This is a genomic window from Acidovorax sp. GW823-FHT05D11, from assembly GCF_058795695.1.
Genome location: NZ_CM179502.1, coordinates 3,300,996 through 3,315,324 on the forward strand (window position 1 = coordinate 3,300,996; position 14,329 = coordinate 3,315,324).

13 protein-coding genes are annotated in these 14,329 nt (G+C 69.9%); 9 read left to right on the top strand and 4 right to left on the bottom strand.

Features of this window, described 5'->3' with window-relative positions; translation table 11 throughout:
• Positions 1-491 precede the first annotated feature (491 nt).
• On the top strand, positions 492-1,523 hold the full coding sequence (locus tag AC3RCE_RS15345) for an ABC transporter substrate-binding protein (protein ID WP_492253392.1): 1,032 nt from the start codon (positions 492-494) through the stop codon (positions 1,521-1,523).
• Between the two features lie 100 nt (positions 1,524-1,623).
• Positions 1,624-2,223, top strand: a complete 600-nt coding sequence (locus AC3RCE_RS15350) for a putative pterin-binding protein (protein WP_492253393.1) — start codon at positions 1,624-1,626, stop codon at positions 2,221-2,223.
• Positions 2,224-2,342: 119 nt separating this feature from the next.
• On the opposite strand, the gene AC3RCE_RS15355 is transcribed toward AC3RCE_RS15350, so the two are convergent.
• Complete coding sequence (locus AC3RCE_RS15355) at positions 2,343-3,581, bottom strand: MFS transporter (protein ID WP_492253394.1); 1,239 nt, start codon at positions 3,579-3,581, stop codon at positions 2,343-2,345.
• Between the two features lie 96 nt (positions 3,582-3,677).
• Between AC3RCE_RS15355 and AC3RCE_RS15360 the strand changes: the two genes are divergently transcribed.
• Positions 3,678-4,616 (top strand): LysR family transcriptional regulator, encoded by a 939-nt coding sequence (locus AC3RCE_RS15360; protein ID WP_492253395.1) that lies wholly within the window; start codon positions 3,678-3,680, stop codon positions 4,614-4,616.
• Between the two features lie 146 nt (positions 4,617-4,762).
• Here the strand turns inward: AC3RCE_RS15360 and AC3RCE_RS15365 are convergent, their stop codons facing one another.
• The 3 genes from AC3RCE_RS15365 to AC3RCE_RS15375 form a co-directional block, all read right to left on the bottom strand.
• Positions 4,763-5,320 (bottom strand): dihydrofolate reductase family protein, encoded by a 558-nt coding sequence (locus tag AC3RCE_RS15365; RefSeq protein ID WP_492253396.1) that lies wholly within the window; start codon positions 5,318-5,320, stop codon positions 4,763-4,765.
• Positions 5,321-5,613: 293 nt separating this feature from the next.
• The gene (locus tag AC3RCE_RS15370; protein ID WP_492253397.1) at positions 5,614-6,681 is read right to left on the bottom strand and encodes an ABC transporter substrate-binding protein; all 1,068 of its coding nucleotides are present in this window, start codon (positions 6,679-6,681) and stop codon (positions 5,614-5,616) included.
• Positions 6,681-7,787, bottom strand: a complete 1,107-nt coding sequence (locus AC3RCE_RS15375) for an LLM class flavin-dependent oxidoreductase (RefSeq protein ID WP_492253398.1) — start codon at positions 7,785-7,787, stop codon at positions 6,681-6,683. Before AC3RCE_RS15375 ends, AC3RCE_RS15370 begins: the two co-directional genes overlap by 1 nt.
• A 201-nt stretch (positions 7,788-7,988) precedes the next feature.
• Here AC3RCE_RS15375 and AC3RCE_RS15380 point away from each other — a divergent pair, with 201 nt between their 5' ends.
• From AC3RCE_RS15380 to AC3RCE_RS15405, 6 genes are all read left to right on the top strand, one after another.
• Positions 7,989-8,993, top strand: coding sequence for a LysR family transcriptional regulator (locus AC3RCE_RS15380; protein ID WP_218294650.1), 1,005 nt, complete (start codon positions 7,989-7,991; stop codon positions 8,991-8,993).
• 11 nt (positions 8,994-9,004) lie between these two features.
• Positions 9,005-9,502: a GrpB family protein gene (locus AC3RCE_RS15385; protein ID WP_218294649.1), complete on the top strand. Its 498-nt coding sequence runs from the start codon at positions 9,005-9,007 to the stop codon at positions 9,500-9,502.
• A 39-nt stretch (positions 9,503-9,541) separates the two neighbouring features.
• Positions 9,542-9,970, top strand: coding sequence for a DUF1801 domain-containing protein (locus AC3RCE_RS15390; RefSeq protein WP_492244889.1), 429 nt, complete (start codon positions 9,542-9,544; stop codon positions 9,968-9,970).
• Between the two features lie 128 nt (positions 9,971-10,098).
• Positions 10,099-11,715 (top strand): AMP-binding protein, encoded by a 1,617-nt coding sequence (locus tag AC3RCE_RS15395; RefSeq protein ID WP_492253399.1) that lies wholly within the window; start codon positions 10,099-10,101, stop codon positions 11,713-11,715.
• A gap of 132 nt (positions 11,716-11,847) precedes the next feature.
• Positions 11,848-13,065, top strand: coding sequence for an acyl-CoA dehydrogenase family protein (locus AC3RCE_RS15400; RefSeq protein ID WP_218294647.1), 1,218 nt, complete (start codon positions 11,848-11,850; stop codon positions 13,063-13,065).
• A gap of 129 nt (positions 13,066-13,194) precedes the next feature.
• Positions 13,195-14,187 (top strand): Bug family tripartite tricarboxylate transporter substrate binding protein, encoded by a 993-nt coding sequence (locus AC3RCE_RS15405; RefSeq protein ID WP_218341029.1) that lies wholly within the window; start codon positions 13,195-13,197, stop codon positions 14,185-14,187.
• The last annotated feature ends 142 nt before the right edge of the window (positions 14,188-14,329 follow it).

Consider the following 14,329-nt stretch of genomic DNA (forward strand, 5'->3'; position numbering starts at 1 on the left):
TTGGACAAGTACATTACAAAAGGATGAAGCTGCGAAAAATAACAACGAGGCCGTTGCCAGCCACGCTCTTGATCGGATTAATCTCTATCGGAGAAATTCTCGTCTTTCGTTCATGCCCTGTATTTCTCACGCACATTAAAGTGGGAGTGAAAAAACACGAAGCCCCGGCTCCCCGGGACGGAGAGCTGCAGGATATTGCTACAACGCCAGCGGCCATCCATCGTACGCCCAGACCCCCTTGGACGCAGCCCGTCAATTTCATTGACATCGCACCAGGATGCTTCTGGTTATAGGAGCCCAGTGCGCACTCCTCTGCGGGGACGGAGGCTCCGGTTCATTGGGGCATCCGCAGTTTCGCGGAAGCCTGTTTGCCGGGGACCCTTGCGGGTGCCGCATTTAGCGCATATCGATGCTACGCAATGGTCTTTGCGCAGCCGTAGCGCTTGTCGGAACCTCGCGGCCTGTCCCATTGCTCCACGAACCTGCCCGCCATGCCCCACACACCCCAACCCCTGAACCGCCGCCAACTCATCCAGGCCGGCCTGGGCGCCGCCGCCTGGGCCGCCACGGCGGGCGTGCCCGCGCTGGCCGCGCCACCCACGCCACCCGCACCTGACCTCTCCAAGGTGACGCTGCGCATCGGCACCTATAAGGGCCTGTGGCGCGCCCTCATCGCCGCGTCCGGCCAGGGCCGCACGCCCTACCGCATCGAATGGCGCGAGCTGAACAACGGCGTGCTGCACATCGAGGCCCTGAACGGCGACGCGCTGGACCTGGGCTCGGGCAGCGAGATCCCGGCCCTGTTCGCCGCGCGCCAGAAGGCACAGGTGCGCTTCATCGCGGTGGTGCGCGAAGACCTCCACAACCAGGTCACGCTGGCCCGCAAGGACGCGCCCATCCAGCGCATCGCCGACCTCAAGGGCAAGCGCGTGGGTTACGTGCGCGCCACCACCTCGCACTACTACCTGAGCCGGCAGCTCGCCGAGGCGGGCCTGTCGTTCGCCGACATCAGCGCCATCAACCTCACGCCGGCCGATGGGCTCTCGGCCTTTGACCGGGGCGACCTGGATGCCTGGGCCATCTATGGCTACAACGGCCAGCTGGCGCGGCTGCGCTACGGCGCGCGCGTGCTCAAGACCGGCCAGGGCTACCTGTCTGGCAACTTCCCCATCTACGCCAACCCGCGCGCGGTGGAAGACCCGGCCCGGCACGCCGCCATCAGCGACTACCTGCAGCGCCTGCGCCGCGCCTACCTGTGGGCCAATGGCAACTACCTTGAGTACGCCCGGGCCCAGTCCGCCGAAACCCGCGTGCCCGTGGGCGACCTGATCGAGCTGTGGAACAACCGCAGCACCGACTACGACCTGCGCCCCGTGGACGACGGCGTGGTCAAGGGCCACCAGGCCGTGGCCGATGCCTTCCTGCAGCTGGGCGTGCTGGACGGCCCCGCGCAGGTCGCGCCGCTGTGGGACCGCAGCTTCAAGAGCGTGCTGCAGCCGCCCGGGTTGGCCACGGCGGGCTGAGGCAATGCACCGGCCGGCATCCAGCCGGCCGGCCATTTTTTGCGTGGCACCAGCCCGCCTTGCGCTTACCATGCGCCCCTCAACCACAACGAGGAGCATGATGAACAAGCAAAAGCGCCATTTCGTCGCGGCCAGCATGGGCCTGGCAGGGCTGTGGACCACCACCGGCAGCAGCCACGCGGCCCCGCCCGCCGCCTCCGGCAACCCCGCGCTGCTGACCATCAGCGGCGCCATCACCAAGCCCAACCGTGGCGCGCTGGACCCCACCATCGACCAGATGATGGGCAAGCATGGCATCCAGTTCACCCAGGCGCACGCGTTCGACGCCGCCGCCCTGCAGCGCATGGCGGCCGTCACCATCAAACCCACGCTGGAGTACGACGCCAAGCCCCACACGCTCAAAGGCCCCCTGCTCACCACCGTGCTCGCGGCAGCGGGCGTGGCGGCGGGCAGCCCGGTGCAGATGGTGCTGCGCGCGGTGGACGGCTACAACGTCACCATCAGCATGGCCGACGCGCAGGCCTACCGCATGATCGTCGCCACCCACATCGACGGCCGGCCCATGGCCCTGGGCGGCCTGGGCCCCCAGTGGGCCGTGTACGACGCCGATGTGCTGGCCGCGTTCAAGGACAAGCCGGTGAAAGAGCGCTTTGGCTTGTGCCCCTGGGGGCTCTACCACATCGAGGTGAAAAAGGCCTGAGTCAGCCTGCCAGGCTGACGCAGCCCCAAGAAAAAGAAAAAGAGCAGCCCGATGGCCGCTCTTTTTTTCATAGCTGCCAGCGCTTGTCCAACAAGCGCAAGGGGCCATTTTCACTCCAATCAGGGTGCCCTCCCCACCATCCGAGCCCCCAGGGCCGCCAGCGACCCCGCGGTGGCCAGCGCCACCACCCCCAGCCAGCCCCACTGCGCCAGCACCAGGCTGCCCAGCGCCGCGCCGGCCGACATGCCGATGAACATGCCCGTGAACAGCAGCGCATTGAGCCGGCTGCGCGCGGCGGGGTCGATGCCGTACACGATGGTCTGGTGCGCCACCAGCGTGGCCTGCACGCCAAAGTCAAAACCGATGGCACTGGCCACGATCAACGCGAGCTGCGCCTGTGCCGGTAGCAGCGGCGCCAGCGCCATCACGGCAAACGATGCGGCCGCCAGCCCGGCGCCATAGCGGGTCACGACCTCGGGCCCGCGCTTGTCGGCCAGGCGCCCCGCCAGGGGCGCGGCCAATGCGCCCGCCGCCCCGGCCAGGCCAAACGCACCCGCCGCCGCCGTGCCCAGGTGGAACTGGCTGTGCAGCATCACCGCCAGCGTGGACCAGAAGGCGCTGAAGCCCACGGCCAGCAGGCCCTGCGCCCAGGCCGCGCGGCGCAGCGCCGCGTGCTGACGCCACAGTGCCACCATCGAGCCGATCAACGCCCCATAGCCCAGCTGCGTGGTGGGCGCGAAACGCGGCAGCCCGCGCCACACGGCCACCGTCAGCAGCGCAATGGCCACCGCCGCCGCCACATACACCGTGCGCCAGCCCCACTGCTGCGCCACGAAGCCGCTGACCACGCGCGACAGCAAGATGCCCAGCAGCAGCCCGGTCATCACGATGCCCACCATGCGCCCGCGCTGCGCGGCCGGGGCCAGCGTGGCGGCGGCGGGCACCACGTCCTGCGCCACCGTGGCTGCCAGGCCCACGGCCAGGCTGGCCGCCAGCAGCGCGCCCATGCCGGGCGCCAGGCCGCTCAGCAGCAGGGCCAGCATCAGCGCGATGGACTTGATGACGATGATGCGGCGCCGGTCATACCGGTCGCCCAGCGGGGCCAGCAGCAGAATGCCCAGCGCATACCCCAGCTGGGTGAGCGTGGGCACCAGGCCCACCACGCGGCTGTCGGCCTGCATGTCGGGCCCCAGCACGCCCAGCATGGGCTGGCTGTAGTACAGCGACGCCACGCTCAGCCCCGCCGTGGTGGCCAGCAGCAGCAAGAGCGGCGCGCTCACCGCGCCCTCGGCAGGCGGCCGCGCCGGGGCCGTGCCGGCGGCAGGGCTTGTTGCATGCAAATTTTGAATGGAAGACATCTCAAACCCGCTCAACAAAAGGAATGGTGCGATTGTTCTAGCGCATCCTCCCCTTGGGTAGTGGGCCAAGCTGCAGATTTGTTATACGCTTGACGCATGACCATCACCCTGCCGCCCGGCGCCGACCGCATCGAGCTGATGCAGACCTTCATCCGCATCGTGGAGACCGGCAGCCTGTCTGCCGCCGCCCAGCAGCTGGGCACCAGCCAGCCCACCGTGAGCCGCCGCCTGCAGGCGCTGGAGCGCAGCCTGGGCATCAAGCTGCTGCAGCGCTCCACGCATGTGATGAAGCTGACGGAAGACGGCGAACGCTGCTTTGCCCACGCCAAGGCCCTGCTGGAAGACTGGCGCGCCATGGAAGACGACCTGCGCGGCACGGCCGACACCCCGCGCGGCACCCTGCGCGTGCTGGCGCCGCACGCCTTCGGGCAAGACCAGTTCATCGCCCCGCTGATGGCCTACCTGCGCCGCTACCCCGAGGTGGACGTGGAATGGATGCTGCACGACCGGCGCCCCAACTTCATCGCCGAAGGCATCGACTGCGCCATCCAGGTCGGCGCGGTGGACGACCCCAGCGTGGTCGCCGTGCGCCTGGCCGAAGTGCCCCGCATCGTGCTCGCCTCCCCGGCCCTCATGGCCGGGCGCCCCACGCCCGAGCATGCGCAGGACCTGCAGCGGCTGCCCTGGCTGGCGCTCAGCACCTTCTACCGGCGCGACGTGACGTTGGTGCACGAGCCCAGCGGGGAGGCCCACACCTTCGGCATCACACCGCGCCTGGCCACCGACAGCCTGTATGCCCTGCGCAGCGCCGCGCTGGCCGGACTGGGGGCATGCATTTCATCGGCGTGGATCGTGGACAACGATGTGCGGCAGGGGCATTTGCTGCACCTGGTGCCCACATGGCACGCCGCGCCGCTGCCGGTGTACCTGGTGTACCCCTACGCGCGGTTCTATCCGGCGCGGTTGCGGTTGTTCCTGGAGGCGATGCGGGGCGCGATGCCCGGGCTGGTGGGAATGCGGGCGGTGGCGGGCTGAGCGCCAGATGCAAGACGCGTCCCGGCCAGGGGCTGCCGGTGGCTTTTTTTGGCGGCGCCGCCGCAACGCCCGCCTCACCGGCGGGCCGCGCAGCGCGGACCCGTCCAAGGGCTGCACGCCGTGAGGCGGCAGGGCCCCTCCCGGCCTCAGCGCGCGCGCCGGTAGTGCATGGCGACCGCGCCGCAGCGCAGCGGCCTCGCCGAGATCAACGCGAGCCGCCGCGTACCGGGCAGCCCGCTCTCGTACAGGGTTGGGCCGTGGCCGGAGATCCTGGGATGGACGAGCAATTGGTACTCGTCGATCAGATCCAGCCGGTCCAGCTCGGTCGCGAGCTTGCCGCTACCGAGAAGTACGCCGTCTGGGGTCGCGTCCTTGAGCTGCTGCACGCCCGTGCGCAGGTCGCCGGCGATGTGGCGGCTGCGGGTCCACGGGAAGTCCTTTCGCGTCGAGGACACCACGTACTTCGGCTTGGCCTCCAGCTTGACCGCCCACTCGCGCACCGCCGCCGGCGCCTCCGCGTCGCCACGCGCCACCGCTGGCCAGTAGCTCTCCATCATCTCGTAGGTCACGCGGCCCCACAGCATCGCCCCGTTCTCGTCCATGAGGCGGGTGAAGAAGGCGTGTGTCTCCTCGTCGGCGATTCCTTCCTGGTGGTCGACGCAGCCGTCCAGGGTGACGTTGATGCTGAAGGTCAAGAGTCCCATGGTGTCCTCCGTGCGAGATACGCAACGAGCCGCTCGCCGCCTGGCTCCCGTGCACGAGCCCCTTCGCGAGGCGCCCCCCGTGCCGACTGCCGGCTGGCGGCTGGCCGTGAAGCCGCGCCACGAAGCGGCGTTGGCTGGAATGAATTGTCAGGCCTCGTGCGCTAGTTCGGCCCGGATCTCCTCACGGCCGAAAGAAAAAGAGCGGCACATCGTCCGCTCTCGTTTCAATAGCACCCAGCGCTTGACCAGAAAGCGCCAGGGCCATTTTTCATTCAAAACAGAGAATCCACTGCTCACACGGCCCCTCGCCAAACCTGCATATCCGTGATCGCCGCCACATCCACCCGCACCGGCAGGATCCCATCGCGCGCGGAACGGTCCGCCACCGTCTGCAGCGCCGTGACATCCGCCTGCGTCACGGGCCGGGCCGCGATGGCCGCGCGCCCGGTGATGATGCGCGAGGCGTCGATGGGCAGGCGCGTGAGCTGGGTGTAGACCTGCGCATACGCCTCGCGGTGGGCCAGGGCCCAGTCGCCGGCGCGGGCCAGGCGGTCCAGGTACTGCACGATGGCGGCGCGCTTGGCCGGGTCGGCCAGGGCGGCCTCGGTGGCGGTGATGAAGCCCAGGGCGGTGTTGATGCCGCGCCCGTCGCGCAGGATGCGGCCGCCCTGCTGCAGGGCGATGGTGTAGTAGGGGTCGAAGATCGCCCAGGCGTCGATCTGCCGGGAGGCGAAGGCGGCGGCTGCGTCGGTGGGCAGCACGAACTTGACCGTGACCTCCTCGCGCTTGACGCCCGCCTCTTCCAGCGCGCCGTACAGCTGGTATTGCGAGATGCTGCCGCGCGCGGACGAGACGATGACGGTTTTGCCCCGCAGGTCGGCCACCTTGCCCAGCGGCGAGTCGCCCTGCACCACGATGCCCAGCGAGTCGGGCTGGCCGACGCGGGTGGCCACGATCTTGAGCGGCGTCTTGCCCACCGCGGCCGCCAGCACGGGCAGGTCGCCGGCCATGGCGGTGTCCACCGCGCCGCTGCGGTGCGCTTCAAACAGCGGCGCCGCGCCCTGGAAGTTGGCCCAGCGCCAGGCAAACGGTGCGCCCTCCAGCGTGCGGGCGGCTTCGAACAGGGCACGCAATCCACCGGCCTGGTCGCCCAGCACCAGCGATGCCGCAGGTGCCTGCGCCTGTGCGTGGGCGGAGGAGCCCGGGCCCAGGATGCCGGTGGCGCCCACCGACAGGGCCGCCGCCTGCTGCAGCCACTGGCGGCGCGATGCGCCGGGGCGGCTGCGGTGGCCGGCGCTGCCCCTGTCGTCGCTGCCGATGCCGGGGCGGTTGCCCTCGGCGTGGTCGATGCGGCCGCTCATCAGGCTGCCTTGCGCAGGGTTTGCGCGGCATGCTCGCCGTCGCGTTCAGCCACTTTGGCGCGCACCAGGGGCAGCAGCTCGCGGCCGTAGTCGATGGCATCCACCAGCGGGTCGAAGCCCCGGATGAGGAAGGTGGTGATGCCCAGGTCGTAGTACTTGAGCAGCGCGTCGGCCACCTGCTCGGGCGTGCCGACCAGGGAGGTCGAGTTGGACCGCCCGCCGATCTCGCGCGCGATGGCCGTCCACAGGCGTTCGTCCACGCGGTCGCCCTTGGCCGCATCGGCCAGCAGGCGCTGCGCGCCTTCGCTTTGCTGCGGCCCCACGCCGCGTGCATAGCCCTGCTGCACGCGCAGGCGGCGGGTGTCGTCCAGGATGCGCTCGGCCTTGGCCCAGGCCTCGTCCTCGGTCTTGCCCAGGATGGGACGGAACGAGATGCTGAAATCCACATGGCGGCCGTGCAAGGTGGCCTCGGCGCGCACGCGGCGCACCAGGTCGCCGGCCTGGGCCAGCGATTCGCCCCACAGCGCGTACACGTCGGCATGCTTGCCGGCCACCTGCAAGGCGGGGGCCGATGCGCCGCCAAAGTAGATGGGCACGCGCTGGCCCTGCAGCGGCTTCACCTCGGACACGGCACCCTTGGCGCGGTAGTAGGTGCCTTCGTGGTCGAAGGGCTTGTCCTCGGCCCACACGCGGCGCAGGATGGTGAGGTATTCGTCGGTGCGCGCATAGCGCTCGTCGTGACCGAGGAAGTCGCCGTCGCGCTGCTGGTCTTCGTCCGAGCCGCCGCTGATGTAGTGCACCGCCAGGCGGCCGCCGGTGTAGTGGTCCAGCGTGGCCAGCTGGCGCGCGGCCAGCGTGGGCGCCACGAAACCGGGGCGGTGGGCCAGCAGCAGGCCGATCTTCTGCGTGACGGAGGCCGCGTAGGTGGCGGTGAGCAGCGTGTCGGGGCTCGATGAGCTGGCGGGCACCAGGATGCGGTCGAATCCCGCGTGCTCGTGCGCCTGGGCGAACACGCGCACATAGGCGGGGTCCACCGCCGGGCCACGGCGGGGAATGGTTTCTGACACTTCGTTCGGCTGGATCATGCCGATGAACTGGACGGGCATAGCGGGCTCCTGCGGGATAAGCGGTTGGGGGATGGGGTTGAAGGGCATGATCCGCGCGCGGAGCCCGCGCCCCAACGAAGAAAAACGCGTTTGCAAACTCGCCCTCCGCATACCCCCGGCCCGGGGTGGCGGGCAGGTTAGAGTTGCGTGCGATTCATCCGCCGACCACCCTCCTTCCTCCCCCAGATTCCGCCCTGCCCCATGGACCTGCGCGCGCTCCGCTACTTCATCGCCGTGCTGGAAGCCGGCAGCCTCTCGCGCGCGGCGGGCACGCTGTACATCGCCCAGCCCGCGCTCACCGCGCAGATCAAGAAGCTCGAGGGCGAGCTGGGCGCGCGGCTGTTCGAGCGCTCGCACGCCGGCGTCACGCCCACGCCCGCCGGGCAGCAGCTGTACGAAGACGCCCGCCGCCTGCTGAGCGACGCCGCCGCGATGCGCGAGCGCATCCAGCGCCTGCCGCAGGGGCCCGAGGGCTCGGCGACGATCGCGGTGCCGTTCCTGCTCTCGTCGCTGATCATGGGCCCGCTGCTGGCGCACCTGAAGGAGTCGCACCCGCGCATCCGCGTCTTTGTCCTGGACGACCTGAGCCTGATGGTGAAAAAGGCGATGCTCGACCGCCGCGCGGACATCGGCATCCTGGTGGACGCGGCGCAGGTGGAGGGCCTGCACTGCCGCCCGCTGGTGCGCGAGGCCATGTATTTTTGCGGGCACGACCCCGGCGGCGCCGTGCGGGCGCTGCTGCGCAAGCCACCGGGTGCCGACGCCATCGCCGCCACTACCGGCACCGTTGCGGGCGCGGCGGCCGCCACCGCGCGCCCCACCATCGACTTCGCCGACGCCGCCGCGCAGCCCCTGGTGCTGCAGTCGCGCCGCTACTCCATCCGCCAGCGGGTGGAAGAAGCCGCCGCCGCGCGCGGCGTGGCCCTGAACATCGCCCACGAACACGACTCCGCCCGCGTGATCCGGTCGCTGTACGCGTGCGGGGGCGGCTTCACCTTCACGCCCGCCTGCGCGCTGGGCGACGCGCCTGCCGCCGGCCCCGACTGGATGGTGGCCCGCGTGGTCAACCCCGAGCTGACGCGCAGCTATACCCTGGCCACCACCGCCGACCGCGAGGTGGACGGCGTGATGCAGGTGGTGATGGAGGCGCTGATCGCGGTGGTGCTGGAACTGGTGGTGTCGGGGAAGTGGGAGGCGGTGGTGTGAGGATGCCCAGGGTGACATTGCTCGAATCCGCGCAGTACCAGGACCAGGCAGCAGCCACCTTCGCGGCGGTGGCCGCTGAAGTCGCCAGGCTTGTGCCCCACGCCATCATCGAACACATCGGTGCCTCGTCCATCCCAGGCGCCATCTCCAAGGGCGACCTGGACATCTGCTTGCTGGTACCGGCGCAGGACCACGCACGCAGTGTCGAAGCCCTGGAAGCTGCGGGCTACGTGGCCAAGGCCGGCACGCTGCGCACGCCCGCGCTGTGCATGCTTTTGTCAGCCGACACCACCATGGACGTTGCACTGCAGGTGGTAGCGCGTGGCTCGGAGTTCGAGTTCTTTCTGCATTTTCGCGATGCCTTGCGCGCCGACCCTGCGCTGGTAACCCAGTACAACCAGCTCAAACAGCGGTTCGCATCCGATGGGATGGACCGATACCGCGACGAGAAAGCGCGGTTCATCAAGGCGGTGCTGCAGGCCGCAGGAACATCCTGCGCTGCAGATTGATCGCACGCCTTCCCGAAAAACCAGCCGCAGGAGACACGCATGCCATCCACCAGCACCACAAACAACCAGCCCGCCTCCACCCTCATCGACCAGCGCATCGCCGACCTCGCCGACTGGCGCGGCCGCGCGCTGGCCCGCATGCGCCAGCTCATCCACGAGGCCGCGCCCGGCGTGGTGGAGGAATGGAAGTGGATGGGCACGCCCGTGTGGTCGCTGGGCGGCATCCTGTGCACCGGCGAGAGCTACAAGGCGGCGGTGAAGCTCACCTTCCTCAAGGGGGCCTCGCTGCCCGACCCGGCCCGGCTCTTCAACGCCAGCCTGGACGGCAACGCGCGGCGGGCCATCGACATCCATGAAGGCGATGAGGTGGATGCCGATGCCTTCAAGGCGCTCATCCGCGCTGCGGTGGAGCTCAATGCCGCCAGGCCCGCCGGCAGAAAGCCCTCCGCCCGCGCCAAGGCGAAATAGTGTTCCCGGGGTGGTGGCTGGCAGCAAGGCCATCAATCCATCTGATACCTCCCCATCAGCAATCGGTATTTCCCTGATACCCCCGTCTTCTGGAACAGTGGCCCCATGCCCCGCGCTCGACGGGGCCGGTGTTTCAGGAGACAGCCATTACCACCCCCTCCCCCCTCCCTCCCCGCGCGGTCGCCAACGTGGGCGCGCTTGTCGCCAGGAGCGCCCGGACGCACGCCCGGCGCGTGGCCGTGAAGAGCCCCGCGCGCAGCGTCACCTATGCCGAGCTGGAGCAGCGCTCCAACCGCCTGGCCAACGCCCTGCTCGGCCTGGGCCTGGCGCGCGGCGACCGCGTGGGCATCTACCTGCCCAACTGCGTGGAGATCGTCGAGATCGAGATCGCCTGCTACAAGGCCGGGCTCGTCAAGGCACCCTTCAACGCCCGTCTGTCGCCCGCCGAAGTGGGCGCCGTGGCGGCCAACAGCGATGCCGCCCTCATCGTCACCACGGCCGAGCGGGCCGAGGCCATCCGCCCGCACGTGGAGCAGGCACTGCAGGGCGGCATGCCGCGCCTGCTGCTGCTCGATGGCGCAGGTGCCGCAAGCTACGAGGCCGCACTGGCGCAGGCCAGCGATGCCTTCAGCCCCGTGCAGGTGCACGAGCACGAGGTGGCGGTGCTGCACTACACCTCGGGCTCGTCGGGCGTGCTCAAGGCGGCCATGCAGACCTTTGGCAACCGGCTGGCGCAGCTGCGCAAGTTCCTCACGCGCTCGGACGGACAGCAGCCCGGGCACATCCTGGGGCTGGTGGGGCCGATCACGCACGCATCGGGCATGCAGATCGTGCCCGCGCTGTGCCAGGGCGTGACCATCCGCCTGTTCAACGGCTTCGAGCCCGCGCGCTTCATCGCCGACATGCGCGCCGACCGCGTGACGCACACCTTCATGGTGCCCACCATGATCAACATGCTGCTGGCCGAGCTGGAGGGTCAGTACCGCCCCCTGCCGGACCTGCTGCGCCTGGGCTATGGCGCCGCCCCCATGGCGCCCGCGCGCATCCTGAAGGCCATGGACGTGTTCGGCCCCATCCTGCAGCAAGGCTATGGCGCGGGCGAGACGACCTCGGGTGTCTGTGGCCTGTCGGTGGAAGACCATCTGTTTGCCCGCGCCGCGCGGCCCGAGCGCCTGGCATCGTGCGGGCGGCCGTTCCTCGAATGCGACGTGCAGATCCTGGACGACGACGGCCGGCCCGTGGCCACGGGCGAGATCGGCGAGATCGTGGTGCGCGGCGACGACGTCTTCGCGGGCTACTGGCGCGCGCCCGAGCTCACGGCCGAGGTGCTCAAGGACGGTGCGTACCACACGGGCGACCTGGCCCGCATGGACGACGAAGGCTTTGTCTACATCGTGGACCGCAAGAAGGACATGGTGATCAGCGGCGGCTTCAACGTGTACCCGTCGGAGGTGGAAGCGGTGCTGTACCAGCATGACGCGATCGCCGACGCCTGCGTGTTCGCCGTGCCCGACGACAAGTGGGGCGAGGCCGTGGCCGCGCACGTGGTGCTCAAGCCCGGCCGCACGGCGGGCGACGAGGTCAGCGCCGCCATCGACGCCTTCTGCGCCCAGCACCTGGGCGGCTTCAAGCGGCCCCGGCGCATCGAGTTCGTGCCCACGCTGCCCAAGAACCCCAACGGCAAGGTCATGCGCCGCGCGGTGCAGGCCCCCTACTGGGAAGGCCGGGGCCGCATGGTGAACTAGAGAGCGGCATCCCCCCGAGGCGCCGCGCGCCCTGGCGCGTCCGCCAGAGGCGGCCCTCGCCCCGCGTCCGCGGCACCGGGCCGCGCCAGTTTCCACATCCAGTCGGCACCACAACCGACAAGGAATCTCGACATGAACAACCACGACATCACCTCCCCCATCCCCGCGCCACTGTTTCCGGGCGTGCCGTTCGAAGGCTCGCCGCAGGCGGCCGAGCTGATCACCCGCATCAACGAGTACCTGCACGGCGAGCTGGCCGCGCTGGCGCGCGAGCATGGCATCGACCACGAGAACAGCCCCGGCAAGGCGCTGCTGCGCCAGGTGTGGAAACGTTCGCACGCGCTGGGCTTCTACGGCATGACGCTGCCTCCGCAGATGGGCGGCCTGGGCCTGTCGGTGCTGGACCATGTGCTCGTGAAGGAAGCGATCTATGCCAGCGGCTCGCCCTTCGCGCCGCATGTGTTCGGCGAGCTGAGCGGCCCGCCGCGCGTGGGCGCGCTGGCGCGCGTCGCCACGCCGTTCCAGCTGCAGAACTTCATCCTGCCCGTGGCGCAGGCCGACATGGCGATCTGCTTTGCGCTGACCGAGGCCGAGGCGGGCTCGGATGCGGGCAACGTGCAGACCCGCGCCGTGAAGGATGGCGACCACTACGTGCTCACCGGCGAGAAGCGCTTCATCTCGGGCTCGCCCTTTGCCGACTATGCGGTGCTGATGGCCTCCACCGCCACCGATCCGGCGCAGCGCGAGGTGTCCGCGTTCTTCGTGGACCTGCATGCGCCCGGCGTGCGCGTGCAGGCGGGCTACAAGACCATGGCGGGCCAGACGAGCACGGGCAACATCGCCCTGGACGGCGCGCGCGTGCCGGCCACCCACCTCATCGGCGAGCCGGGCCGGGGCCTGGCGCTGGCGCTGGGCCGCATCACCGTGAACCGGCTGCTGCACTGCCCCGCCATGCTGGGCCTGGCCCAGGTGGCGCTGCGCGATGCGCGCGACTACGCGCAGCAGCGCCAGCAGTTCGGCCGCGCCATCGGGCAGTTCCAGGCCATTCAGCACATGCTGGCCGACATGGCGACCGACTGGGCCGCCGCGCGCGGGCTGATGCTGGCCACCGCCCGGCAGATCGACGCGGGCGGCGATCCGCGCGCGCAGGCAGCGATGGCCAAGCTGTTCTGCTCGGAAGCGGCGTTCCGCATTGCCGACCGCGCGGTGCAGATCCACGGCGGCGAAGGCATCGTGCAGGGCCGGCGCGTGGAATTCCTGTTCCGCATGCTGCGCATGTACCGGGTGCTCACGGGCACGAGCGAGATCCAGCGCAACACCATCGCCAAGGAATTGCTGGCAGCCCCCTGAGCGGCTGCGCCGCCGCTGCGGCGCGCAGGCCCCGGCCCGGGCCAGGCCAGTTGCTCGGGTCCGCCATACCGCCACAACGGTGCCCCAGTGCGCGAGCGCACCCACCCGACAATCACAAGGAGACAAGACATGACAACCCATTCCCCATCCTCCCCGCGCCGCCGCGCCCTGCTGGCCGCCAGCCTGCTGCCGCTGCTGGCGGGCACGCCCGCCCTGGCCTCCGACCCCTGGCCCCGCCGCGCCATCAAGTGGGTGGTGCCCTATCTGGCCGGCACGGGGCCCGACACCACGGCCCGCATCGTGGCCGAGGCCGTGTCCAAGGAACTGGGCCAGCCCGTGGTCATCGAGAACCGTGGCGGCGTGGGCGGCAACCTGGGCGCGCGGCAGGTGGCCAAGGCCGCGCCGGACGGCTACACCTGGATCTACTCGGGCTCACCGATGGCGGCCAGCATGCGCATGTACAAGGCGCCCGGGTATGACGTGCTCAAGGACTTCCGCCACGTGATCGGGCTCACCAGTTCCGACACCACGGTGATCGTGCACGCGAGCTCCGACATCCGCACGCTGGAGCAACTGCTCACCCGCATGCGCGCTCAGCCGGGCAAGATCGACTACGCGTCGGGCGGCATCGGCACCCCGTCGCATCTGGGGGTGGAGATGCTGCTGAGCGTGGCCCAGGCCGAAGCCACCCACGTGCCCTACAAGGGCGCCTCGGAGATCGTGAATGCCGTGATGGGCCAGCAGGTGACTTTCGGCGCCCCCATCACCTCGGTGGCGTACGCCAACATCCAGGCTGGAAAATTGCGGGCCCTGGCCGTGACCGGCCCCCGGCGCAACCCCAAGCTGCCGGGCGTGCCCACGCTGGCGGAGCTGCAGGTGCCCGGCGTGGAGCTGACGTCGTGGGGCGGTGTCTCGGTGCCCACCGGCACGCCCGACGCCATCGTCGCGCGCGTGCGCGCCGCCCTCGATGCCGCGCTCAGGCAGCCCGCCGTCGTGAGCGCGCTGGAAGAACAGGGCGGCCAGGTCTTCGTGCAGGACAGCGAGGCCTTCACACGCGCTTTCGGCAAGGAAATCGCATTCACGGAAACCATGATGAAGAGGGCGCGGCTGGAGCCGATGTAGCGGCGGCCGGCCGTTTCTCGCCAACGCTTCTCCTTTTATAGCAACTACCGCTGGATGGATGGTCGGCAGCGGCACTTTTCATACCCAAACCCTGGCTGCGGCGCGGCCGCCGTGCGTTCGCACCCTTGCGCCACGGGCCGGC